We start from the raw sequence: 25,229 nt of genomic DNA, 5'->3' as shown, positions 1-25,229 counted from the left end.
GGTGATAAGATCATGAGTATGAGAGCAACCCGTGTGGGTGAGCAAATGAAAAAAGAATTAGGCGACATCCTTGGCAGAAAGCTAAAAGATCCAAGAATCGGCTTTTTGACTGTAACGGATGTTGAAGTATCCGGTGATTTGCAAATTGCCAAAGTCTACATTTCTGTTCTTGGCGACGAGAAGAAAAGAGAGGAAACCTTAAAAGGCCTTGCAAAGGCGAAAGGGTATATCCGCTCTGAAATTGGCAATCGAATCAGACTTCGCAAAACACCAGAGCTTCACTTTGAATTCGATGAGTCTGTAGATTACGGTAACCGAATTGAAAGCCTGATTGCTGAACTAAACACAAAAGATCACGAATAAGACGTTGAAATAAGGATAGGCGATGATCGTCTGTCCTTTTTCATCGTTTATGAAAGGAGAGAACGCAGGTGCAAAACGGTGTTCTTTTATTACATAAAGAAAGAGGCATGACCTCTCACGACTGTGTGTTTAAAGTGAGAAAGATTTTACACACAAAAAAAGTGGGACATACAGGGACACTCGATCCAGAGGTTTCAGGTGTTCTGCCTATTTGTATTGGACGAGCGACAAAAATTGTGGAGTACTTAACAGATAAATCGAAAACGTATGATGCGGAAATCACCATTGGATTTTCTACAACGACAGAAGACCAAACAGGTGAAGTAGTAGAAGAAAAAAAGGTGCCGTTACCGATGTCAGAAGATGACATTGATGCTGCGTTGAAACAATTTGAAGGAACCATTGAACAGATCCCCCCCATGTTTTCTGCTGTCAAAATTGGCGGAAAAAAGCTCTATGAATATGCAAGGCAAGGCATTGAAATTGAACGTCCAAGCCGTGAAATTACCATTCATCGTATCGAGCGGACAACACCTGTCACATTTGAAAATGGAAAGGTATCCTTTAGATTCACCGTCCTGTGTTCAAAAGGCACATATGTGAGAACGTTAGCCGTCGATATTGGAAAAAAACTTGGGTTTCCAGCCCACATGTCTCACCTCATTCGCATAGGATCTGGTGACTTTACGTTAGATGAATGTATCACTCTTGATGAGTTGCGGGAGATCAGTGAGGAAGGAACGGTTGAGGAACATCTTGTGCCGATCGAGCGTGCGCTCAATCATTTGCCGAAATGGGAGATAAATGATACATTAGCAAGTAAAGTGGAAAACGGTGCAGTCCTACCTATGCCTGATGAATTTGCTCATTTTGCAGAGGAAGATCGTGTCGCTGTCTTTGCTCCTTCAGGCCGTTGTATGGCGATTTATATGAAGCACCCGACCAAACAGAACCTGATGAAGCCGGCGAAGATTTTATCACAGGACAAGCAATCTTAAAGAAAAGGTGACCATCTCGTGAAGACTATACATATTTCACACCCACATACATTGAATCAAAAGGATCAAGTCCCGTCTGTGATGGCTTTAGGGTATTTTGACGGTGTTCACCTCGGACACCAAAAAGTGATTGATGCAGCGAAAAACATTGCGGAAAAAGAGGGTTTAGCTCTAGCTGTCATGACTTTTCATCCGCATCCATCACATGTTCTGCAAAAAGCACGTGAACCAAAAGACTTAATCACACCGCTTGAGGATAAGATTGATTTTATCGAACAATTAGGTGCTGACTACTTATACATTGTGCAATTCAGCGAAAGCTTTGCAGCACTGTCTCCTCAAGAGTTTGTCGATCAATATTTGGACGAACTGAATGTGAAGCATGCAGTCGCTGGTTTCGATTTTACCTTCGGCCGGTTTGGTGCAGGCACAATGGAAACGTTTGACGAATACGGGAAAGGGCGGATTGCTGCGACCATTGTACCTAAGCTTTCCAACCAAGACCGGAAAGTCAGCTCGACCCTTATACGTTCCGCATTGAAAAATGGAGACGTTGAATATGTGAGTGAGCTTTTAGGCAAACCATATCAGCTGCGAGGCATTGTCATTCATGGAGATAAACGAGGACGCACGATTGGCTTTCCAACCGCCAATGTTGGTTTATCTGCTGAATACATAATCCCGCCAACAGGCGTATATGCAGTGAGAGCGGAAGTGAAAGGCAAGGTGTATGACGGTGTTTGTAACGTTGGCTACAAACCAACATTTTATGAAAAACGTCCTGATCAGCCTGCGATTGAAGTGAACCTTTTTGATTTTAACGAAGAAATTTATGGTGAACCGATTAAATTACAGTGGTACAAACGGATTCGCAGTGAACAAAAATTTAACGGTATCCAAGAATTAACGGCTCAAATTAGTCAAGATAAAGAAGAAGCGATTCAGTTTTTTCAAGATCATCTTCATTAAACAAAAAAATCGCAGAAAAACCGCTCTATCATTTGCAAAATCGGCATATTTTTAGTATGATAATTCCTGTAGCTTTAAAACCACTTACTTGGCAGGCCGACTTCACCGACGGTTGCGAGGTAGATGGGGCTAACATGATTTGGAGGTGAAACAGGATGGCTATTACTCAAGAGCGTAAAACTCAATTAATTAATGAGTTCAAAACACACGAATCTGATACTGGATCTCCAGAAGTTCAGATCGCTGTCCTAACAGAATCAATTAACAACTTGAACGAGCATTTACGTACTCATAAGAAAGATCACCACTCACGTCGCGGTCTTTTGAAAATGGTAGGTAGACGTCGTAATCTTCTTACGTATCTACGTAATAAAGACGTAACTCGTTACCGTGAGTTAATTAACAAACTAGGCTTACGTCGATAATCGTAAAAAGCGGGAGGATTCCCGCTTTTTTATCGTATAATCACTAATATTTTATGGTTAAAATGTTGAAAGAATGGCAAAACCCTTCTACATACAGCTTTCACATTGATATGTGAAAATCATTTTGTTCATAATAAGAAATAACCTAAAAACTTTACGACAAGAGAGGAGTTTATCTCAGAATGGGACAAGAGAAACAAGTCTTCACCATAGACTGGGCTGGACGTCAACTGACAGTTGAAACTGGCCAGCTTGCAAAGCAAGCAAACGGAGCGGTTCTCGTACGCTACGGAGATACGGCTGTGCTTAGCTCAGCAACAGCTTCTAAAGAACCAAAACCACTTGATTTTTTCCCGCTCACTGTAAACTACGAAGAAAGATTATATGCAGTTGGTAAAATTCCTGGTGGTTTCATTAAAAGAGAAGGCCGCCCAAGTGAAAAAGCAATCCTTGCGAGCCGCTTAATTGACAGACCGATCCGTCCACTATTTGCAGATGGATTTAGAAATGAAGTACAAGTCATTAGTATTGTCATGAGTGTGGATCAAGATTGTTCATCTGAAATGGCTGCAATGTTTGGCTCATCTTTAGCTTTATGTGTGTCTGACATTCCATTTGAGGGACCAATCGCTGGCGTGACAGTAGGACGAGTAGATGGAAAGCTCATCATCAACCCAAATGTTGAGCAGCTTGAACAAAGCGATATCAACCTTGTTGTAGCTGGAACAAAAGATGCAATCAACATGGTAGAGGCTGGTGCTGATGAAGTACCAGAAGAAACGATGCTTGAAGCCATCATGTACGGCCATCAAGAGATCAAACGCTTAATCGAATTCCAAGAAGAAATTGTGAAAGCTGTCGGTAAAGAAAAAATCGATATTCCTTTATATGAAGTTGATCAAGCATTAGCAGAGGAAGTAAAACAACTTGCTGAAGCGGATTTACTGAAAGCGATTCAAGTACATGAGAAGCATGCTCGTGAAGATGCCATCAGTGCTGTGAAAAAAGCTGTCGTTCAAAAATTTGAAGAAGAAGAGCGTGACGAAGCAACGATTAAACAAGCGAAGGATGTCTTAAATAAGCTTGTGAAAAACGAAGTTCGCCGCCTTATTACTGAAGAGAAAGTACGTCCAGATGGACGCGGCGTCGATCAAATCCGTCCACTTTCTTCAGAAGTAGGACTTCTTCCAAGAACGCACGGTTCAGGATTGTTTACAAGAGGCCAAACACAGGCACTCAGTATTTGTACATTAGGTGCACTTGGTGATGTACAGATTCTTGATGGTCTTGGTGTTGAAGAGTCTAAGCGATTCATGCACCATTATAACTTCCCGCAATTCAGTGTAGGTGAGACCGGCCCAATGCGTGGTCCAGGCCGTCGTGAGATTGGACATGGTGCGCTAGGCGAACGTGCATTAGAGCCAGTCATTCCATCTGAAAAAGATTTCCCTTATACGGTTCGTCTTGTGTCTGAGGTGTTAGAATCAAACGGTTCTACTTCACAAGCAAGTATTTGTGCGAGCACACTTGCGATGATGGATGCAGGTGTTCCAATTAAAGCACCAGTTGCAGGGATTGCAATGGGACTTGTTAAATCTGGTGAATACTACACAGTGCTGACAGACATTCAAGGAATGGAAGATGCACTTGGAGATATGGACTTTAAAGTAGCAGGTACATCTAAAGGTGTAACAGCGCTTCAAATGGACATTAAAATCGATGGTCTATCAAAAGACATTTTAGAAGAAGCACTTCAACAAGCGAAAAAAGGAAGAATGGAAATTTTAGATAGCATGCTGTCAACGATTCCAGCTTCTAGAGGAGAATTGTCACGTTATGCACCAAAAATCTTAACGATGACAATCAATCCAGATAAAATTCGCGATGTCATTGGACCAAGCGGTAAACAAATCAATAAAATCATTGAAGATACCGGTGTGAAAATTGATATTGAACAAGACGGTACAATCTTTATCTCTTCTACTGAAGAAGACATGAACCAAAAAGCGAAGAAAATCATTGAAGATCTTGTCAGAGAAGTTGAAGTTGGCCAACTTTACTTAGGTAAAGTAAAACGAATTGAAAAATTCGGTGCCTTCCTTGAAATCTTCAGCGGCAAAGATGGACTTGTTCATATTTCTGAGCTTGCACTTGAACGTGTTGGCAAAGTAGAAGATGTCGTGAAGATTGGTGACGAGCTACTCGTCAAAGTCACTGAGATCGATAAACAAGGCCGTGTAAACCTTTCTCGTAAAGCTGTTTTACGTGAAGAAAAGGAAAAAGAAGAAAAGCAGTCTTAATGAGAACAAATAAAATGTGTTAGAAGCCAGGTATCCGTGCCAGGCTTCTTTCTTTTCTTGCGCGTAACAATAGTTCTAGCTTGTTTCTTCCCATCATAATTTGTGGTAAAGGGGAGGGACAACCATTGAAAAAAACGATACCATTCTTTGTGTTTGTATTTTTACTGCTCGTGTCATATCAAACGATGAAGCAGCCGGCTGCTGTTACATATATGAATTCAATGAAAGAGCACGCCGAGGTAGCATCTGTTTCAAAAGATATTCTGTATCAAGAGATCGAATCGAAGTCTTCTGACTATGAAGAGAAGCCGCAAAATGCTAAGATTGATAAAGTGTGGAAAAAGATGCCTGGTTTAAATGGACAGACAGTCGATATCGATGCTTCTTACGAAAAAATGAAAAAACAGGGCTCTTTCGATGAAAAGCTGCTTGTTTTTAAAGAAACAAAACCATCTGTCCATTTACATGAACTTGGTGCTGAACCTATCTATAAGGGACATCCAGACAAAAAGATGAATGCATTCCTGATCAATGTAGCTTGGGGCGACGAGCATTTAACAAAGATGTTGAATACACTAGAAAAGCATCAGGTGAAGGCAACCTTTTTCTTAGAAGGCAAATGGGTGAAAAACAGTCCTGACCTTGCTAAAAAAATCGTGGCAGATGGTCATGAAATTGGAAATCATTCATACAATCACCCGGATATGCGCACACTGACAAGAGAACGAGCATTAGAGCAGATGATTAAAACAAATCGCCAAATTGAAGAATCCCTTGGGAAAAAACCGATATGGTTTGCGCCTCCAAGTGGCAGCTTTAAAGAAGAAACAGTAAAGCTTGCGAAACAAGAAGGAATGGAAACCATTATGTGGACAGTAGACACGATCGACTGGCAAAAACCATCACCAGCTGTATTACAAAAACGAGTGCTTGGGAAAATTCACAATGGGGCGATGATATTAATGCATCCAACAGACGCAACAGCGAGAAGTCTTGACGCACTTATCACTCAAATCAAAGAAAGAGGATATGAATTAGGAACGGTTTCTGACCTCCTAAGTGAAAAAAGACATCCGTGATGCGATCTGTTTGTTGAATAGGAGGAGCAAAACTTGGTCAAAACGTATACATGCCAAAACGGAGTAAGAATTGTACTTGAAAACAATCCCACTGTAAGGTCTGTCGCAATTGGCGTCTGGATTGGAACAGGTTCTAGACATGAGACACCAGAAGTAAATGGGATCTCACACTTTTTAGAGCATATGTTCTTTAAAGGAACAAAGACGAGATCTGCACGTGATATCGCAGAATCCTTTGACCGCATTGGTGGTCAAGTGAATGCCTTTACGTCAAAAGAATATACTTGCTATTATGCAAAGGTACTTGATTCACATGCTGGGTATGCCCTCAATGTGTTGAGTGACATGTTTTTCAACTCTGCTTTTGACGAAGAAGAGCTGAAGAAAGAAAAAAATGTGGTCTATGAAGAAATTAAAATGTATGAAGATACTCCTGATGACATCGTTCATGATTTGTTAAGCAAAGCTATTTACGGTGATCATTCATTAGGTTATCCGATTTTAGGGACAGAGGAAACACTCTCTACTTTTAACGGTGATTCCCTTAGAAAATATATGGACGAATTCTATACGCCGGATCGCGTCGTCATCTCTGTTGCAGGGAACGTCGATGACACCTTCATTCGTGAGGTCGAAACATTATTTGGCTCATATGAAGGAAAGGGGAAAAAACAGCCTGTCGAAGCCCCGCAATTCCACTATGACAAACTGACACGCAAAAAGGAAACAGAGCAGGCGCACCTTTGCATGGGCTTTAACGGACTTCCTGCTGGAGATCAGGGCATCTATGACTTAATCGTTTTAAATAATGTTCTAGGCGGTAGCATGAGCAGCCGGTTGTTCCAAGACGTAAGAGAAGATAAAGGACTTGCGTATTCTGTATTCAGCTATCATAGTTCATTTGCAGATAACGGAATGCTGACGATCTATGGTGGAACTGGAGCGAAGCAGCTGAATCTGCTATCTGAAACCATCTTACAAACATTAGACGTCTTAAAACGTGAGGGAATTACGCAGAAAGAACTTGAAAACTCTAAGGAGCAAATGAAAGGCAACCTCATGCTTAGTCTTGAAAGCACAAACAGCAAGATGAGCCGAAATGGTAAAAATGAATTACTCCTTGGCAAACATCGTACGCTTGATGAAATTATTGATGAAATCAATCGCGTCTCATTAGACGGCGTGAACGATTTATCGAAAAGAATCTTTACAGAAGATTATGCCCTCTCGCTTATTAGTCCAACGGGTGATGTACCTTCTGCTTAATCAAAAAAAGGCATGTCTTTTAAAAGAGATGCCTTTTTTTCATGTCTAAAGATTAATCAGCTAACTTGTTTTGCAGCTGATGAACAATTTTATTGATTGTCGAAAAATGCTCTGTCAATAGTTCCTCATCTGCAAATTGAATATCAAAAACCTCTTCTAATTCCAAAATGAGTGAAACTGCTTTAATTGAATCCAGACCGTGATTTGTTAACTCTTCATCTGCACCAATAGAAATCTTGCTATCATCGTCCAAAGAACGCAGGACCAAATCCTTTACTTGACTTGATAGTGAAAGGGCATCCGTCGTTTCATTCATCTGCAACGCTCCTCTTTACAAATTTTCTATTCTTTACATAAATTAACTATATTAGAATGGAAAAACATTGTAAAGCAGTTTCGATATAAATAGGAATTGTTGATCATTCTCTTCAAATGAAAAATTTGGTAGAGTGAGAAGAAAAGAGACTGGGAAGGATGGATCAATTTATGAATAAAACAGACCTTGTGCAGCACATTCCCTTATTAAAAAAAGCGATCTCCATAGACCAGATTGATAAAGGCTATTCTCGAGATGAAAAATGGGTCGTGACGATGTCATCAGGTGAAAAGTATGTCCTTCGAATCACAGATCAAGACCAATATGACAAAATAAAGACGCAATTTGAGCTCCTTTCCCAATTAAGACGTCACGGTGTTCAGTGTGCTGATCCAGTGAAAATGGGTGTTCTAGATGAAACACAGCAAGTGTACTATATTTTATCGTTTGTAGAAGGTCAAGAAGCAAAAGAAATCATGAGTCAGTTAACAGAAGAACAGCAGTATGCGATCGGGGTAAGTGCAGGACGGGATTTACGAAACATGCATACATATCCAGCGCCATCACATATCGAACCTTGGGACGAGCGTGTTGTGAAAAAGCATCATCGATATTTAACTGCTTATCGGGAAAGCGGTATCTCCATAGAAGGGGATGAAAAAGTAGCGCAGTTTATCGCACAGCACATCGATAAGGTGAAGGGAAGGCCTAACCAATTTCAGCACGATGACTTTCATTTAGGGAATATTATTATAAAGAATGATAAATATGCAGGCGTTATTGATTTTAATAATTTTGATTGGGGAGACCCCATTCATGATTTTTATAAAGTAGCTCTTTTCAGTAGAGAAACAAGTGAAGCTTTTGCAGCTGGTCAAATAAATGGGTATTTTGATGGTGAAATACCAGCTGATTTTTGGCAGCTTTACTCTGTATATGTCGCAATGAGCATCTTTTCATCGATTATGTGGGTCATTAAATTTGATCCAGGTCAAATGGATGAGATGATTGAAAGACTAGAAAATGTATTAAAAGATCATGATTATTTTCGTCAAATAGAACCTCATTGGTATACGCGTATCACTAGATAACAGTGAAATATAGGACGATTAGGCAGTGATGGAAGTCACTGCCTTTTCTGTTATAATGATACAAATTACACATTGTCATGAGTAGAAACATTTTATATAATCCAAACAAGGATCGAAAAAGTTGTAAAAAAATTCCGTTTTTTGTTGAAAAAGAGCAAAAGGCTGGTGATGGATTGAAACAAATCGACAAAGATTCAAAGCAGTTATGGCGTGTATATTTATGGACACTCTCATTTTTAAAGCCTTATACAGGTAAAGTGATTCTAGTCATTATGAGTGGATTCGTTATTACCTTGAGCGAACTCATTATACCTAAATTTATTCAATATTTTATTGAAACGATTTTGCCAGCAAAAGACTTTTCTAAAATGAATGGATTATTGCTAGGCCTGACTGGCTTGATAGCACTTGGTATTATACTGACAGCTGCACGAAATTTATGGCAAAGAAAATTAATCGAACAAGCCTCAAGAGATTCACAATTTGCTGCCTTCCAGCAAATCCGTCAACTCGGTTTCTCATACTACGAACAACATTCTGTTAGTGAAACACTCTCCTTTGTTAACACACAAACACGAGCTGTACAAGAAATTTACAGACGTTACTTCCCACAATTTATTAATCAGACGCTATTTATCGCCATCTCACTATACTTTATGATACAAATTTCTATCTTACTCACTCTCATCATCATTCCAAGTTTTATTCTCTACTATATCTTTGGACCTTGGCTTGAAAAAAAGGCAACGATCTACGGAAGACAAAGTGCAGAAGGTTTTCGCACGTTGCAAACAAAATTATACGAAAGTCTTGCTTCAATGGAAGAGCTTAGAATTTTAGGTTATATGAATTGGGACATGGAGCGGATTCAAAAGCTGCATGAACAGGTCCGCCAAGATCATGAAAAAAATGTTTTTTTCGCTTACTTACGAGGAAGCAACCGCAGGCTCACTTATTATATTGGTGCTCTAGCTACATTTGCTCTCGGCATCTACCTTGTAAATAATGGCCAGCTGACGACAGGCGGTTTTGTGGCATATATACTATATTATTTTTCAGCAATGCATATGCTTACTTCTATTGTCACACTTCTAACAGAACAACGAATCTTAACCTTTCAAATTGAACCTTTATATCATTTTATGAAAAAAACACCCGATATTAGAGAGCCTCATCAGCCTATGCTGCTTGATCAAGTCGAAGGCGATATCGTGTTTCATGACGTTGATTTTCATTATCCCAATCATCCTCCTTTATTAAAGGGGATGAATCTACATATTCGGCGTGGTGAAAAAGTGGCGCTTGTCGGTACGAGCGGTGGAGGGAAAACATCGCTTCTTAAATTAATTGGACGCTTTTATGATCCCTCATCTGGGATGATTACACTTGATGGAGTTGATTTGCGCTGTTTATCTACTAGTCAAATAAGAGGTGCGATGGGGTTTGTTTTTCAAGAAACGTTTTTATTTAATATGAGTGTAAAGGACAATATTCGTTTTGGAGATACAAGTCTTTCAGATCAACAGATCATTGAAGCCGCTAAAAAAGCAGATTGCGACTCATTTATAAGAGAACTAGAAAACGGATACGACACCATACTTGGGGAAAGAGGATTAAAACTATCTGGTGGTCAAAAGCAAAAGATCGCCATTGCCCGGCTATTTGCTAAGAATCCAAGTGTTGTATTACTCGATGAAGCAACAGCATCTCTTGACAGTGTCAGCGAGCAAAAAGTCCAGCAGGCATTACATCAAACATTTAAGGAATCGACTGTCATTGCAGTCGCTCATCGTTTATCTACTGTAAGACATTTTGACAGAATTATTTTGATAGAAGACGGTCGTATGTTAGAAACTGGACATTTTAATGAATTGATGAGAAAAAAGGGACATTTTTATCAATTGGCGTCTGACCGCTCAGAAAAGGAGGCAGGTGTAACATGAGGAAAAATTGGCTGTTTCTTTTGATCACAAAGCAAAAATGGATGCTCATCCTCGCTCTTTTACTCGTTTTGATTGAAGCAGCAGCTAATTTAGCCATGATTGGGCTGCAAAAGTGGCTCATTGACGATGTCCTTTTGAATAGCGGCAATCAACATTTCCCCCATATCTTGATGCTGTTTGCCATCATTTTTCTTGTCTATGTTGTCATGTTTGTCGCCAGCCCATATGTGATGCACAAAAACTACCTTACCATCCACCATTCATTACAGAAAAAGATGTTAGATCAGCTTCAGCAAGTATCGATGAGATCATATAAAATTCATCCAGTTAGTTATTATCTACACAAGCTTAACCAAGATGTAAAGGCAGTTGCTGTCACAGCTGCTTTACATATACCGAAGATTGTACAAACCATTTTTATGGCCGTTGTTTTATCGATCATTTTACTATCTGTGAGTCCTGTATTATTTTTCTTGCTTCTTTTTGCAAGTACGTGTTATTTCATTGTCGGTAAAAAAATGGCGAAAACGGCAACAAACATCGCAAAAGAAGTGCAAGAGAGAAAGTCTGATTTATTCGTGCATGTCGAAGAAGTAATTTCTTCTACAAGAGAAGTGGTTGCATTTGATCGACGTAAATGGGAAATCGGTTTGTATGAAAAGCTATTTAACAACATGATGGATCGTGTCATAAAAGAAGGTAAGTTTCAAAATAAGCTTCTATTTTTAACAGAACCATTGAAATGGTTTGGAATACTATCTGTGCTTGTGTTTGGCACATATCAAGTAGCAGCAGGAAACATGTCAATCGGCTTGTTTGTCGTCATTTACCAATATGCTTCTCAATTAATGAAAAGTTATCAGGAGTTATTCCAGTATGTATTTGAATTTTTCCAGCAGCGTGCATCTGTTCATCGAATTGCAGAAGTACTGCAAATAGAAAACGAAGAAAAAGGAACGAAGCGAATACATTCTGTGGAAGATGTGGTGTTTGAAGATGTTTGTTTTTCTTATGAACAAACATCTAAAGGGGCTTTAAACGACTTGAATCTTCATATTCAAAAAGGAAAAAAAGTGGCCATTGTTGGAGCGAGCGGCAGCGGGAAATCGACTATCTCAAAGCTGGCACTGGGACTTTATCAACCGGATAGCGGAAACATTTTAGTAAATGGCGTTGAACGATCAGAGATAGAGCCATCTCATTTCTTAAAACGGGTAGCCGTTGTCCCGCAAGAACCCTATTTCTTCCCAGACACCATACGCCTCAATCTCATCATGGGATTAACTGATATTACTGAAGAACAACTTGAACAGGTTTGTGAGATTGCACAAATTCTTCCCTTCATTAAAGGACTTGAAAAAGGATTTGATACAGTCATTGGAGAGAGGGGAATCTCCTTGTCAGGGGGACAACGCCAGCGTTTAGCTATCGCTAGAGCGCTTTTAAAACAGGCTGATTTTCTGATATTAGATGAGGCGACATCGGCCCTTGACCGGCAGACAGAAAGGCAGGTTCAAAAAGGGATAGACGATGCAAAAGGAGGAAGCACATTGCTTGTGATTGCACACAGATTATCGACCATACAAAATGCAGATATGATCTATGTACTTGAAGACGGTGCTGTTCAAAGCTGCGGTACTCATGAGGAGCTGATGGAAGCCTCCTCGCATTACCGCTCTTTATTTATGGCGCAGGTCATCACAGCGTCTTAGTCAGTTTGGTTTTGACCAAAGTAAAAAGTCGATCTAAGGTGCGGAAGTGGTCAGGGTGTAATTCTTCGTCTTCAAACGCAATGTGAAAGGTGTCCTCTAATGAAATAACAAAAGAGACAATTTGGACAGAATTTAATCCTAAAGCTTTTAAACTATCATCAAGGCCTGGCTGCTCAGTGAGCGACAACTTATTCATCACAAGTTGGACAATTTTTTCTTCAACTTCTGTTCGTGTCAGTTCATTCATGTCGTGGCTCCTTTCTAAAAGTTTAATATGTGTTATATTTTGGTGGATTAAGGAGAAAATTGCAATTGTTTTTATCAATCTATCATAAGGGGTGGCATTCATTGTCATATGTAAGCTATCAAAAAAATAATGTTCGTGTGGTATTAGGGGCAGATGAATCAGTTCAGAATTTAGTCATCAGTAAAGTACATCCCTATGTTGAGTGCAGCAAAATAACAGACAGACCTGAAGGAGACGTTTGGACGATTTTAACCAGCAAATACGCACAAGATATTCAAACAGAAGTGCCACTTGAAGAAGTCTTTTATCAAACCAAGATGGAACCTCGCTGCCGCTACCTGTATCACGGAGAGAAGAAAGTCGTTGTGATAGATGACCCAAAAGATGTCAGATGGACAGCACAACACGCACTGCGTTTAATAAGAGTATTGCTTCGCCTTTTGTGTTATCAGGATGGACTTGTTTATTTGCATGGCGGCATGATGGAGATGAATCAAAAAGGGATTGCACTAGTAGGCGGATCAAGAGCGGGCAAAACATCCACCATTTTATCCTTGTTATCCTTAACCGATGCAACGTACATCACAAACGATGATATAGGGATTTCATATACGAACAACGAGTACAAAGGAACTGGTTGGCCTAGATCTATGAGTATTCGGAAAGATTCTTTTGAAGCCATTGAAAAGCTTGGTTCACCATATAGACTTCAAACATCGAGTCACCCATTTAATGAAGATGATAAGAACTATCATTTCGTCTATCCGGAGGAATTAGAAAAATGGTTTTCACGTGAAGTCAAAACAATGGGGAAAATTGATGTCATGGTGTTTCCTGAGTTTTTACCTCATGGGCAAACGGGTGCCGCACTTTCGAAAATCAGTCCACATGAAGCAGCGGAACGTCTAAAGGAGCACGCAGTGATCAATCCTGGAAGACATAATGAATTTCTATTACCATATTTCACTTTACCGACACCCGAAGCGCTAGAACCATTTCTTGAACATCTAGCAGAAAAGATTCCTTGTTATTCATTAAAACAGGCATTTACTTCTTTAGAGAAAGGAACCTTTCTCATTCAAGAGCTTCTTGAACAATCCGATATGGTCGTGTAAGACGTTTTGGAGGTGAGTCATGGTTGAGCAGGAGTATAAATATTTGTTGTCACAAACAGATTTTCAACACATCTACAACATGTTAAGTCAAAATCATCAACCCACTTATTTAATGAACTTCAATTACTATTACGACACCTCAGATTTTTTATTAAAACGATATGGCTATACCGTACGGATCCGTCAAACCAGCGGCAAACGAACACTTGAGATCAAATGTCCCAGTCAAACGTCTGGCTATAAAAGAGTAAGAGAAGAAAAGTCATTTCCTATTGAGGATCTACCGCAAAAACTAGATGTACAGAACATCGTAACGTCTTTACCTTTTACAATGACTGAACAGCCAGAGTTGTTAGGACTATTGGTTACTGAACGAACTACCTTTTATATCGAGACAGGCATCAAAGTGGATTTGGATCAAAGCAGCTATCTTGGCATCACAGATCATGAATTAGAAATTGAATATGACAGTGAAAAAGCATATGAGGCAGCTCAATGGTTTCATAGACTAACGGATGATTTGGACATACCAGTCAATCGAAAAGGGAAACACTCTCGATTTATCACTAGATTTAAATCACTATACGGGAAGGAGTAATCCACATGCGGGCTGTTTTGGATCAATCCACTCTCTCAAATGAAGAGAGGCTACTATTACTTGGCTCACGTATTCAATTAAATGAAAAAGAAGAAGAGTTGATGAGAGATGTATTAAAAGACGGCATCGATGTACCTCAATTGATTGGACTTGCATCAAGACATAAGGTACTTCAACTGATGACGCCTCATTTGATTCGCCTTGATGATGAAAAAAAAATCACGACAACCTACAAATTTTTACTTCATTATCATTATATCGGGAATCGCCAAAAAAATATGGAGAGATTCAAGGAATTAAAGCGTCTTTTACAAACATTTCGAAAAGCAAAGCTGAAAGCAGTCCCTCTTAAAGGAGCCATTTTAACGCCTCTTGTTTACAAAGATTATGGACTCCGAATGATGTCAGACATTGATTTCTTAATTCATCCAGATGATCGAAAAAGAGCTTCTTCATTGCTCAAGGAGGAAGGGTTTATCATCGGGAAATATGACTGGGCAACCGATCAAGAAATACCGATTTCTCGAGAAGAAGAAATGATGTGGAGAATGAATGCTGGGAATCTTTATTCGCATATTAAACGGAGCGGAGAAGACTTTTTAAAGGTTCACCGTGTTGATTTTTCATACGATGTTGAGCTGAAAAAAAACTACGACGCTACAAATGCCTTGCTAGATGCTGCTAATGAAAAATCATTTTTGCAAACGGATACTTATATGCTTGAACCTTTAGATTTTCTCATTCATCTTGCTTTCCATTTATACAAGGAAGCAACAAATGTGCAGTATGTCTATTTACATGCAGATCTCAATTTGATTAAGTTTTGCGATGTAAGGGAGTACGTCAAGTTTGCTGAAGAGCAAAACCAACTTGATTGGCATGCTTTGCAAGCAAGAGCGAAGGAATTAGGGGCCGAGAAAGCACTTTTTTACACGTTTACGTTTGTAGATTTATTGTATCAAACGAACTATATCGATCAATTGCAGCAGTTAGACATGAGTGACCAAACGTTCTTAGAAGCCTATGGAGAAAATGATTTCGGTTCTTCGAAAATGTGGAAGAAATCTTTTGTTGAGCGTTTTTTCAGCTTGGATAATCGTGATGAGCTTGAAGAGGAGCCTGTCGTACAGCTGTTCCCTGAAAGGCAGTAGCAAAATGAAGAGGAGGATTCTATATGGAGATAAAAGCGCTTTTTGAAAAGCCAAAGAACGATTTTCCTTTTGAAAAATCATTTGTGTTTGCAGGTATTCATTTTCACATTTTATCAACCGAATCGCTGGCAATTGAAGATATCGAACATTATATCCCGAAAGAACCAGACAGCCATGTGGGGGATATGCCTTCACAGATTGATATACGGTTCATCATTGATCCTGACCTTGAACAGTCCGTTCGCAATGCGTGCTTTCAAAAGGGTGAAACGATTACAGCAAAAAGGAAGTTTACTTACAAACGATTGAAATTAGACGATCAAGTATTGTTTGCCTCGCATGAAGGTGACGAGCCGCACAGTGTGGCGGTCTTTAAAGGGCGTTATGCTGTGATTGGAAAAAACAATAATGAATCTGCGATACGCTGTCCACTGCGAATCGTTCGAGAAATTGCCCTTAGAACATTAGAAAACCAAGGTGGATGCTTTACGCATGCAGCGGCTGTCTCTTTTGAAGATGGCCAAAAAGGAGCGCTCATTATTGGCGATAAAGGTGCCGGGAAGTCAACCACTATGTGGCAGTTTTTGCATCATGGAGGAGCAGATTTCATCACAAACGATCGTTCCATTTCAGTGCTTGAAGATCAGGAACTTACTGTGTATGGATGGCCGATGTGCTTAGCACTTGGAGTAGGAACCGTCCAAGCCACAACAAATATACAGGAACTGAAAAACAAAAAATTCAGCCGGTCTCAAGATAAAAGAATATGGGATGAAACCATATCAACAGAGGAAGAGGCAAAAGAAAAATGGGCGAGCGGCTGTAAGTTTGAAATTACACCAAAAGAAGCTGCTGACATGACAGGAACAACGATTCGGAGCTCTACGAAAGTAAATATGGTGATTTTCCCTTCACTCAAAATAGGATCAGGTGAGATCAGGCTTGTACCAGTAAAAAAAGATGATCAGAGAGCAAAAGATATCATGGTCGCCAATATAAGAGAACCAGAAGATCCTGACTATTTAAAAGGCTGGCTCGGCCTTCGGCATGTGTCAGATACCTTTCTGGAACAAAAGGCATCTGAGCTGATCCATCATTTATTCAATATGCCATGTTTTTATTTAGAGGGTGATCCGCGGTATCTGCAGGACGCGATTCCAGATTTATTAAACAAAAAAGTGAGTTCCATTTAAAGAGACGATTGTCTAAACATTCGTTTGAGCCGGTCTTCACGCTTTTTCATCAGTTCGTGATCTGCTGGCAGCATGATTTGAAAGAGCATGTCGGCAATCGGCCGAGCGAGCCTTTCGTCAGAGTTTAAGAGAATGCAAACACCTAATTTACGCTTTGGAATGAAGCCAATATAGGAGGTGAAGCCTTTAATTTCTCCGCTATGTTCAGCTAAGGTGAATCCGTTAAAAGGTCTCAAAAACCATGAAAGACCAACACCTCTAGTGAAATCTTCTTCAACCATAACGGGGCTTTGCATTTCTTTTAGCGAATGCTGATGAAGCAGACGGTTTCCGTCGTATTGAGCTTGAATGAATCGAATCAAATCGTCTGCTGTAGAGAATAGTCCGCTTGAACCGTCCTCCCAAGATGGTGTTTCGACACTTGGATAGGATATGCCGGAAAGACCAGAGGAAGAAAGGGTATACCCTTTGGCTGTGGATGCTGTTTCAATAAATCCAGTTTGCTGCAAATCGAGCGGTTCTAGTATGTGGGTATGCACTAATTCTCTAAATGGCTGTTGACTCACTTTTTCTAGTACTTTACTTAAGATTGAATAGCCAAGACTGGAATAATTGATGATAGACCAAGGCGGTGTAAAAATAGTCAGTATTTCCATGCACTGAGCTAATGTCATATCTCGCAGATGAGTTGCTTTATCGAGTGTTTTGGGCAGGCCTGAGATATGAGAGGCAATCATTCGAAAAGTGAGTGGAATTGGTTCAGATATGTGACTTTTTATGAAAGATAGTAAAGGTTCGTAAGTATGAATAGGCTCATCGAGTTGAATCAATCCTTCCTCTCGTATTTTCATCATGACCATTGCAGTAAAAGGCTTAGTCACAGAACCAATTCGAAAGGTTGTGTCTTTTGTAACAGGGGTGCCGCTTTCAATATCAGCTAGGCCCTCATGCCACGACCAAATGTGCTTATCTTCATGAGAAATACAAATAGAGCAGCCAGGAATTTGATGTTGATTCAATAACTTCTTAATATCAGTGGTTGTATCTTGCAAGCGTTGTAGGATCGATTCATTGATCAAAATAGACACCTCTTTCATACAGAATATATATATATTACCAAATGTTTCATGTTGTTTTAAGGTAAAGGATCAATATTTTTATATTTTAAAAGAGAGCGGGCGATTGATAATGAAAACAATTCAAAAAACCATTCTTGATATTTTAAAAGGTGATGGCCAGGATATCGAACAAATTCCATATGAGCTTGTAGAACGTAAAGGAGTAGGGCATCCAGATACGATGTGTGACGCCATCGCAGAAAGAGCTTCTCAATATTATTCTCAATATTGCATGGAGCATTTCGGCAGAGTAGCACACCACTGGTTTGACAAAGTGATGCTTCTTGGCGGAGATGCTGATGTATCGTACGGAAAAGGAACAATGGTCAAACCTTATCAAGTTGTGTTTGCTGGAAAAGGGGCATATGCATACGGTGATGAGCCGATTCCTCTTAAAAAGATTCTTTTCGATGCAGCCAAAGATGTGTTATCAGAGGTGACGACCGGATTTGATGCTGACGAACATCTCATCATTGATTGCCGGATTGTTGATCATCAAGGGGCAGGCCGTAAAAATTCAAGATATCGTCCGATGGTTGAAACAGACATGATCGAAATCGGGGATCCAAAGCTTGTTTCAAATGACTGTAATTTACTGCATGCTCATGCCCCGTTAAGCCGTCTTGAGAAACTCGTTCTCTATACAGAGCGTTATGTGAATGGACCAGAATTTAAAAAGGTGAACCCAGATACCGGCTGGGATGTGAAAATATTTGGAAGCAGACGTCATGAAGATTTCAAACTCATAGTAAACATGCCTTTTCTAGCAAAAGATATTCATAGTCTTGAGGAATATTTTTCCCGTAAAAAAGAATGTCAGGATCAAATCGCTCGCTATATTCATGAAACGTTAGGACTTACCCCTGATCTTATGCTGAACGCAACAGATCGCAATGGTCGCCCGTACTTAACAGCACTTGGTTCTGTAGCAGATACAGGCGATGTAGGTGTTGTTGGAAGAGGAAATCGATTAAATGGATTGATCACCCCAATGCGGTCTATGAGTATTGAAGCGCCGGCTGGTAAAAACCCGCTTGATCATACAGGGAAATTGTATGGAGTGCTCGCACAACGATTGGCAGATCAAATTTTTGAGACCATTCAAAAGCCAACAGAAGTGCATATCTTTACTTCAAAAGAAGCACCGCTCCACAACCCTGATGAAATTGCCGTCCGTATTGAACAGTGGGATGGAAATGAAGTGGATAGAAAGAGAATTGAAGACATTGTCATGAATGCGGTTCATTCGATGGGCGATGTGACAAAAGATTTAATTTTTAAAGGCGTGACAATGTGGTAATAAGGATGAAAGAAAAAGTCATTAATGCCGTTCATGCATGTATTCATACAAAAGAACCCATGGCAGTGACCATTCATCCATATGAAATTGAAAAACACCAACAATTGAATCAACATCATCTTCTATTGATGCTAAAGCCTGAATTAACCAGTATCCATAAAGGTGTACAGCTTGATCGAATACTAGATGAACTTCTCCTACGCTTAGATAATCATGATATAGAAATAGGAGCCGTGCGCGTTATATCATCCTTATATTTGAAAGAAAAGAAAATAATAGAAAAACAATATGGGATGCTGAACAAAATCTCTAAAAACGGTCTGAGTGAATTGTCAGATACGGCAAAAAAGATGCTGTTCTTTAAATATCCAGAGTTTAAACAGAAGGAACATTTCATATATGGAGGCCATCAATTTTTACAAAAGTACGAAGAGCTTACGCCATATGGTTTAGAGCTTCTTACACGGAACATGAAGGTGGACAAGCTAGGTGCAGGCACATACGCCATAAAGGCCGAGGTGGATGGAGAACAGATGCTTCTGCTCAATTCATTCCACCCTTGTCAAATTGAGTGGTTCACTGCACCTGCAAAGTCTATTATCGTCATGGAATGTTTTTCAAAGAAGCCTATGAGGATGTTAAGAGAAGATTTTATCGGTGCAACGGACCCTAAAGAGGCAAAAGCAGGTTCTTTTAAACACATGCTGCTGTCGGAGCAAAAACAGTTTGGTTTAACGAACGTGTGTACTCGATTTAATGGCATTCACCTGTCACCAGGACCTGTAGAAGCAATGGCGGGAATGATTCACTATTTTCGTACACCTGAAACAAGGCTGACCCCCGCACATACACTTTTTGGCCAGTTGTTAAAGAAAAATGGCTTTTCGGAGGAATCACTAGATCTGTTATGTGAAGATGTGTCCATTCATTCAAGCGAAGTACCAGTATTTGAATTAACTGAAAACCTCAATTGGGATGAATCATTAGATCTGTTAACAAAAGTGAGAAACGACATTCAAAAGCATGAACGTGTTCTGTAACAGGGGGGAACCACTTGAATAATGAAAGAGCTAGCCAGCGAATATGGATTGTTGGTCCACCTGGATCTGGAAAAACAACCCTTGCCCATCACTTGAAACAGGAATTCATGTTACCTCACTATGAGCTCGATGCCCTATTTTGGCAAGCGAACTGGAAAAAAACAGATCGGAAGTTGTTTATCGATAACGTCCATGAAGTTGTTAAACAAAAGAAATGGGTGATTGATGGTCAATATTCATCTGTTCACCATATCTTGACTGAATATGCTGATACGATCATATGGCTTGATGTGAAGAGAAGGAAGACATTCCCCCGTCTCATGAAAAGGACGTTCAAGCGGCTCATGACAAGGGAAAAACTTTGGAATGGAAATAAGGAGCGACTAGGTAATGCGCTCCAATTTTTCTCATATGCCTTTCATGTGTATCCAGAGGTGCTCCATCAAAACGAGAAGCTTTTTCATAAATTAAAAAAAGAATCACGTGTGAAATGCCTGCGCATAGACAAGCAGGAAGCAGCAGATCTGGTACTTAGGAAAATCAAAAACCTTGAGAAAAAGGGGTGAGGACATGATGAAATCTGATGATGCTGATAATGTCCTGAAATATTGGTTTTCGGAACAGCCAATCCGCTTAACACCTTTAAACGGAAGAAGCCCTAATGAAGGCTGGCTTGTAGAGGATGCTAAAAACCGTTTTGTCCTAAAAAAATGTGCGAGAAATCATGATGCAAAGTGGCTTCAATATTTAGAAGATTTAACAGATGCTTTGCTTGATCATGGTTTCCCGATTCAACCAATGATAGAGGCAGAGAACGGTCGTAAAACCATTTTATTCAAAGAACATTTTTGGCAGTTGCGGCCCTATTTTGAAGGAAGGCCATATGAAATGGGAAATCGTTCAGATGAACAAGAAGCCATTCGGGTATTAAGACAACTTCATTCATTAAAGAACTTACCGAAAGGGCCTGTAAACCCAAACTGTGAATTGAAAAACTGGATAACTTCACCGGACGAAACACTGGATAAGACGGCAAGTGTATTAAAGAAAGTCGTTTCTTCTAAAAAGGCTGCTTCTTTGCTTAAAGTGTATGAACAGGAGCTGATGAATGTACTCACGCTGCTAAATCCTAGTCTGTATGAGGCATTACCACATGCTGTCACACATGGTGATTTTCATTCTGGCAACCTGCTCATCCGTCATAAGAAGCTCGCCATGGTTCTTGATTTTGATACAGCAGGTTATAGACCACGAATTTATGATGCAGCCATATCTGCTTTTTTGTTAACGAGAGTCAAGCGGGGAACATTTCAACTAGACATTGTGAAAACGATTCAATTTTTAAAGGCATATGCCAATGACTTATCTGAAAACGAGTGGCGTTCTATATCTGGTTTTATCAGACTTTTATATATTCCGACAGGGCGGTATTTAACACTTCTGCATACTTACACACCTCACTTATTGAACTGGTATATTGATTGGTCCTTGGAAGCACTAGAATCCGCATCAAGCCAGCTGAAAGAAGAATGGTATCTCCAAAAGGAGATGAGGATATGAAGGTTGCTGTTGTCACTGGTGGAAATAGAGGCATTGGAAAAGAAGTGTGCAGACAGCTTGCACAAGATGGCATGCTTGTCATTTTAACAGCGCGGCAGATTGAAAATGCTGAATTAGCTGCTTCTGATATAAATGAGCAGGTTGTGCCTTACCAGCTGGATGTGACAAACGAAGAGTCGGTTGAACGTCTCTCGGCTTTTATAAAGGATTCGTACGGAAGAGTGGATGTGCTGATTAATAATGCGGGAGTCTTTCTTGACAACATAATGGATGACGCCTTTCCATCTTTTTTAGATCTTCCTGTATCGACACTTCAAGAAACGATGAATGTCAATGTGTATGGCGCAGCCAGAATGACCAAGGCGGTTTTCCCTTACATGAAAGAGGCTGGATATGGACGAATCGTCAATGTATCTAGCGGCATGGGAAGGCTCTCCGCCATCTCCGCTTCAAACGATGTTAGGCGTGACGGAAAAAGCGGTCCTTACTACAGGATGTCAAAAGCGGCTTTGCACGTTCTGACAAAAGTCACGGCTTTAGAGGGGGCGCCATTTTCTATTCTTGCGAATGCGGTTTGTCCTGGCTGGGTACAAACGGACATGGGGACATCAGAGGCTGTTAAAACTGTTCAGGAAGGTGCATCAGGAATCGTATGGGCGGCACAGCTCCCCCGAGATGGACCAACAGGAGAGCTACTAAGAGACGGTAAAAGACTTCAGTGGTAAGAGGAGGCAGCTACATGCGAGGGATGAAAGAAAAGACAGTGATTGTGACAGGCGGGGCGCAGGGGATTGGATATGCGGTCGCAGAACGAGCAGCACAAGAAGGTGCGCAAGTCGTCATTGCTGATCACCATGTAGATTACGGATTAGCAGCAGAAAAAAGGCTCAAAGAAATTGGATATGATGTGTTGTTTATAGAAGCTGATATTGCTGATGAGGCAGCCATTGTCTCAATGGTAGAAAGAACAGTCGATCATTTTGGGAAAATTGACATGCTTGTGAATTGTGCAGCCGTTTTTATCATGCGTGGCCTTGAAGCTACTGTTGAAGAATGGCGGCGCATCATGGACTTAAATATTATGGGGCAAGCCCTATGTGTCAAACACACGTCACCTTACATGGAGAAAATAGGACAAGGATCCATTGTAAATATTGCCTCCATTTCAGGTCATATTGCCCAGCCGAAATATTTAACATACAATGCGACAAAAGCAGCCGTCGTGAATATGACGCGATGCATGGCAATGGATTTGGCAGATGCAGGTATTCGTGTGAATGCAGTGAATCCCGGTACGGTGTGGAACAAAAATAACGAACGATTTCACTTGGAAGAACTTGGGTTGACAAGAGAGCAAGCAAATCAGCACCCTGATATTGGAGGGATGCACATGTTAAAACGAACAGCTGATCCAGAAGAGATCGCATCTGCTGTCATCTTTCTTCTCTCTGATGAAGCAAGTTTTATCACAGGAGAAAATCTAATGGTTGACGGCGGCTATACTGCCATGTAGAGGAGTAAACATTTTGATGAAATTTGATCTGCACACACATCATCAGCGCTGTGGTCATGCGGAGGGAAACATCAGAGAATATATCGATGAGGCTGTCAAACTAGGTCTAGAATGTATCGGAATATCGGATCACTCCCCGTTTTTTGGTGAAGAGGCTGATCATTTTAAACCATGGGTAGCGATGGCGAAGAGTGAATTTCAATCATATGTAGAGGAAGTCCTGCAATTGAAAAAGGAATATGAGGGGAAAATTCACGTGCTTTTAGGTGTTGAATCTGATTATTTTCCAGAACACGAAGCCCTCTACCGAGACGTGTATCGACATTATCCATTTGATTATATCATTGGCTCGGTTCATGTCAGTAATGGATACGATCTATTCAATCGGAAACGCTGGGAACGAATCACAGAGCAACAAGCCATCATTGAAAAAGAGACGTATTACCAGTTGATTAAGATGTCTGCTGAGAGTCAAATGTTCGACGTTTTAGGGCATATTGACGCCTTAAAAGGTTTTTATCCAGAAATTGCTCATCTCAAAACAGAAGCTGTCGATGATGCACTAAAAGTCATTGCGGAGAGTGGTTCTGTGATTGAAGTGAATACCTCTGGCAAAACAAAAGACTGCGGCGGCTGGTATCCATCAATGGATCTATTAGAGCGAGCCAAATTTTATGGTGTGGAAGTCACGTTTGGCTCAGATGCTCATCAGCCCGCCCGCGTGGCAGATGATTGGCTGAAAGTGAAACAAACGCTAAAGGAATTAGGTTACCAGGAATGGTGTATTTTTCAATCTCGTCAAAAGCGAAAATTGGCTCTATAAATTCATAAAAAAGGGGTTATGAAAATGACAAAAGTTCGTGTAGCAATTGCAGGAGTAGGATCATGTGCGTCAAGTATCGTTCAATTTGTTGAGTTGGCTAAGGAAAAGAAGGATACGCTCTCTGGCGTTATGCATGAAGTCATTGGAGGCTATCAGTTATCTGATGTCGAATTTGTTGCCGCTTTTGAAGTAGATCAAAATAAAGTCGGAAAAGACTTATCTGAGGCCATTTTTACTAAACCAACAGCTGCAGTGAAACATATCGATGTTCCGTTTTTCCAAGTAACCGTCGAAGCAGGTCCTTTATGTGATGGACTTGAAGGAGATTTGTCCAACTGCATTCAACCACATGAACATTCACTGAATATGAAAACACATGAAATAACGCAAAGGTTAAAAGATGTTCAGGCAGATGTACTCGTCTGCTTCTTACCAACAGGTTCGTTTGAAGCAGTTCGTGTGTACGCAGAGGCGTGTGCACACGCTCAAACAGCCTTTATTAATGCGACACCTGAACCGGTGGCAAATGATCCTGAGTTTGTCAAAATGTTTGAAGAGTCGGAGACCCCGCTCCTTGGAGACGATTTAAGAAGTCACTTAGGTGCAACCACACTGCATACAGCCTTAATTGAACTATTAAAATCCCGCGGGATTGATATCACCAATACGTACCAACTAAATGTTGGAGGGAATACGGACTTTTTAAACCTAGCCAACCCTATGAGATCAACGAGTAAGCAAAAATCGAAGAGAAAAGCATTGTTCGCTTCGGGGATTGATGCCAGTGAAGTGGCAGCAGGTCCAAATGGTTATGTCAGCTACTTAGGGGATCATAAAGTCTGCTTCTTGCGATTAGAAGGGAATTCGGTTTTAGATTCTGACATTTCACTTGAAATTCGTTTACAAGTAGAGGATAGTCCGAATTCAGCTGGTGTCATTGCGAATGCGATACGTATTGCAAAAGCAGCTAAAGATATGAATCATAGCGGTGTCATACATGACGTCTGCCCATTCTTATTTAAGAGTCCACCAGTTGGACAAGTCGATTCAGAATCATTACGTCTGTTCAATGAATATGTGGCAAATGCTGAGCTGAAAAAGGTGTAACC

The 25,229-nt window shown here is 40.4% G+C and carries 25 protein-coding genes; 22 read left to right on the top strand and 3 right to left on the bottom strand.

The window, feature by feature from the left end; all coding sequences use genetic code 11:
• Positions 1-12 precede the first annotated feature (12 nt).
• The 7 genes from rbfA to MHH23_RS12955 all read left to right on the top strand — a co-directional run bounded on the left by rbfA (position 13) and on the right by MHH23_RS12955 (position 7,400).
• Positions 13-363 carry a 30S ribosome-binding factor RbfA gene (gene rbfA / locus MHH23_RS12985; protein WP_007499525.1) on the top strand — a complete coding sequence of 117 codons (351 nt, stop codon included), beginning with the start codon at positions 13-15 and terminating at the stop codon, positions 361-363.
• A 68-nt stretch (positions 364-431) separates the two neighbouring features.
• Positions 432-1,361: a tRNA pseudouridine(55) synthase TruB gene (truB, locus tag MHH23_RS12980; RefSeq protein WP_268382638.1), complete on the top strand. Its 930-nt coding sequence runs from the start codon at positions 432-434 to the stop codon at positions 1,359-1,361.
• Positions 1,362-1,379: 18 nt separating this feature from the next.
• Positions 1,380-2,330, top strand: a complete 951-nt coding sequence (ribF, locus tag MHH23_RS12975) for a bifunctional riboflavin kinase/FAD synthetase (protein WP_017359069.1) — start codon at positions 1,380-1,382, stop codon at positions 2,328-2,330.
• Between the two features lie 155 nt (positions 2,331-2,485).
• Positions 2,486-2,755, top strand: coding sequence for a 30S ribosomal protein S15 (rpsO, locus tag MHH23_RS12970; RefSeq protein ID WP_008354438.1), 270 nt, complete (start codon positions 2,486-2,488; stop codon positions 2,753-2,755).
• A 182-nt stretch (positions 2,756-2,937) separates the two neighbouring features.
• Positions 2,938-5,055, top strand: coding sequence for a polyribonucleotide nucleotidyltransferase (pnp, locus tag MHH23_RS12965; RefSeq protein WP_007499522.1), 2,118 nt, complete (start codon positions 2,938-2,940; stop codon positions 5,053-5,055).
• A 125-nt stretch (positions 5,056-5,180) separates the two neighbouring features.
• Positions 5,181-6,134, top strand: coding sequence for a polysaccharide deacetylase family protein (locus MHH23_RS12960; RefSeq protein ID WP_017359068.1), 954 nt, complete (start codon positions 5,181-5,183; stop codon positions 6,132-6,134).
• A gap of 33 nt (positions 6,135-6,167) precedes the next feature.
• On the top strand, positions 6,168-7,400 hold the full coding sequence (locus MHH23_RS12955) for a M16 family metallopeptidase (RefSeq protein WP_340959634.1): 1,233 nt from the start codon (positions 6,168-6,170) through the stop codon (positions 7,398-7,400).
• 52 nt (positions 7,401-7,452) lie between these two features.
• On the opposite strand, the gene MHH23_RS12950 is transcribed toward MHH23_RS12955, so the two are convergent.
• Positions 7,453-7,716 (bottom strand): acyl carrier protein, encoded by a 264-nt coding sequence (locus tag MHH23_RS12950; protein ID WP_052463354.1) that lies wholly within the window; start codon positions 7,714-7,716, stop codon positions 7,453-7,455.
• A gap of 170 nt (positions 7,717-7,886) precedes the next feature.
• Between MHH23_RS12950 and MHH23_RS12945 the strand changes: the two genes are divergently transcribed.
• The 3 genes from MHH23_RS12945 to MHH23_RS12935 all read left to right on the top strand — a co-directional run bounded on the left by MHH23_RS12945 (position 7,887) and on the right by MHH23_RS12935 (position 12,462).
• A complete protein-coding gene (locus MHH23_RS12945; RefSeq protein WP_340959633.1) occupies positions 7,887-8,807 on the top strand; it encodes an aminoglycoside phosphotransferase family protein in 921 nt (306 codons plus the stop codon).
• Between the two features lie 173 nt (positions 8,808-8,980).
• Complete coding sequence (locus MHH23_RS12940) at positions 8,981-10,750, top strand: ABC transporter ATP-binding protein (protein ID WP_340959631.1); 1,770 nt, start codon at positions 8,981-8,983, stop codon at positions 10,748-10,750.
• Positions 10,747-12,462: an ABC transporter ATP-binding protein gene (locus MHH23_RS12935; protein WP_340959630.1), complete on the top strand. Its 1,716-nt coding sequence runs from the start codon at positions 10,747-10,749 to the stop codon at positions 12,460-12,462. Before MHH23_RS12940 ends, MHH23_RS12935 begins: the two co-directional genes overlap by 4 nt.
• On the opposite strand, the gene MHH23_RS12930 is transcribed toward MHH23_RS12935, so the two are convergent.
• Positions 12,449-12,709 (bottom strand): acyl carrier protein, encoded by a 261-nt coding sequence (locus MHH23_RS12930; RefSeq protein WP_041507289.1) that lies wholly within the window; start codon positions 12,707-12,709, stop codon positions 12,449-12,451. The two genes, MHH23_RS12935 and MHH23_RS12930, sit on opposite strands and share 14 nt — an antisense overlap.
• 101 nt (positions 12,710-12,810) lie before the next feature.
• On the opposite strand from MHH23_RS12930, the gene MHH23_RS12925 reads away from it, so the two are divergent.
• The 4 genes from MHH23_RS12925 to MHH23_RS12910 are packed head-to-tail and all read left to right on the top strand — an operon-like array spanning position 12,811 to position 16,766.
• Positions 12,811-13,824: a hypothetical protein gene (locus MHH23_RS12925; RefSeq protein ID WP_340959628.1), complete on the top strand. Its 1,014-nt coding sequence runs from the start codon at positions 12,811-12,813 to the stop codon at positions 13,822-13,824.
• Positions 13,825-13,843: 19 nt separating this feature from the next.
• Positions 13,844-14,422: a CYTH domain-containing protein gene (locus MHH23_RS12920; protein ID WP_340959627.1), complete on the top strand. Its 579-nt coding sequence runs from the start codon at positions 13,844-13,846 to the stop codon at positions 14,420-14,422.
• A 5-nt stretch (positions 14,423-14,427) separates the two neighbouring features.
• Positions 14,428-15,573 (top strand): nucleotidyltransferase domain-containing protein, encoded by a 1,146-nt coding sequence (locus tag MHH23_RS12915; RefSeq protein WP_340959625.1) that lies wholly within the window; start codon positions 14,428-14,430, stop codon positions 15,571-15,573.
• Positions 15,574-15,596: 23 nt separating this feature from the next.
• Positions 15,597-16,766, top strand: a complete 1,170-nt coding sequence (locus tag MHH23_RS12910; protein ID WP_268362998.1) for a hypothetical protein — start codon at positions 15,597-15,599, stop codon at positions 16,764-16,766.
• On the opposite strand, the gene MHH23_RS12905 is transcribed toward MHH23_RS12910, so the two are convergent.
• Positions 16,763-17,863 (bottom strand): serine hydrolase domain-containing protein, encoded by a 1,101-nt coding sequence (locus MHH23_RS12905; protein WP_340959624.1) that lies wholly within the window; start codon positions 17,861-17,863, stop codon positions 16,763-16,765. The genes MHH23_RS12910 and MHH23_RS12905 overlap by 4 nt on opposite strands.
• A gap of 91 nt (positions 17,864-17,954) precedes the next feature.
• Here MHH23_RS12905 and MHH23_RS12900 point away from each other — a divergent pair, with 91 nt between their 5' ends.
• The 8 genes from MHH23_RS12900 to MHH23_RS12865 are packed head-to-tail and all read left to right on the top strand — an operon-like array spanning position 17,955 to position 25,227.
• A complete protein-coding gene (locus MHH23_RS12900; protein WP_327862086.1) occupies positions 17,955-19,184 on the top strand; it encodes a methionine adenosyltransferase in 1,230 nt (409 codons plus the stop codon).
• A gap of 5 nt (positions 19,185-19,189) precedes the next feature.
• Positions 19,190-20,224, top strand: a complete 1,035-nt coding sequence (locus tag MHH23_RS12895; protein WP_327862085.1) for a hypothetical protein — start codon at positions 19,190-19,192, stop codon at positions 20,222-20,224.
• A 14-nt stretch (positions 20,225-20,238) separates the two neighbouring features.
• On the top strand, positions 20,239-20,790 hold the full coding sequence (locus MHH23_RS12890) for an AAA family ATPase (RefSeq protein WP_327862084.1): 552 nt from the start codon (positions 20,239-20,241) through the stop codon (positions 20,788-20,790).
• A gap of 4 nt (positions 20,791-20,794) precedes the next feature.
• The gene (locus MHH23_RS12885) at positions 20,795-21,784 is read left to right on the top strand and encodes a phosphotransferase enzyme family protein (RefSeq protein WP_340959623.1); all 990 of its coding nucleotides are present in this window, start codon (positions 20,795-20,797) and stop codon (positions 21,782-21,784) included.
• Positions 21,781-22,509: an SDR family NAD(P)-dependent oxidoreductase gene (locus MHH23_RS12880; protein ID WP_041507281.1), complete on the top strand. Its 729-nt coding sequence runs from the start codon at positions 21,781-21,783 to the stop codon at positions 22,507-22,509. The genes MHH23_RS12885 and MHH23_RS12880 overlap by 4 nt, the downstream gene beginning before the upstream one ends.
• A 14-nt stretch (positions 22,510-22,523) precedes the next feature.
• Positions 22,524-23,297 carry an SDR family NAD(P)-dependent oxidoreductase gene (locus MHH23_RS12875; protein ID WP_340959622.1) on the top strand — a complete coding sequence of 258 codons (774 nt, stop codon included), beginning with the start codon at positions 22,524-22,526 and terminating at the stop codon, positions 23,295-23,297.
• A 16-nt stretch (positions 23,298-23,313) separates the two neighbouring features.
• Positions 23,314-24,120, top strand: coding sequence for a histidinol-phosphatase (locus MHH23_RS12870; RefSeq protein ID WP_212360349.1), 807 nt, complete (start codon positions 23,314-23,316; stop codon positions 24,118-24,120).
• Positions 24,121-24,144: 24 nt separating this feature from the next.
• Positions 24,145-25,227, top strand: coding sequence for an inositol-3-phosphate synthase (locus MHH23_RS12865; protein WP_340959620.1), 1,083 nt, complete (start codon positions 24,145-24,147; stop codon positions 25,225-25,227).
• The last annotated feature ends 2 nt before the right edge of the window (positions 25,228-25,229 follow it).

Source organism: Bacillus sp. FSL K6-3458 (assembly GCF_038005045.1).
Classification (GTDB): domain Bacteria; phylum Bacillota; class Bacilli; order Bacillales; family Bacillaceae; genus Bacillus; species Bacillus altitudinis.
The sequence above is the reverse complement of the archived record's forward strand: the minus strand, read 5'-3'. Positions and strand labels throughout refer to the sequence as shown.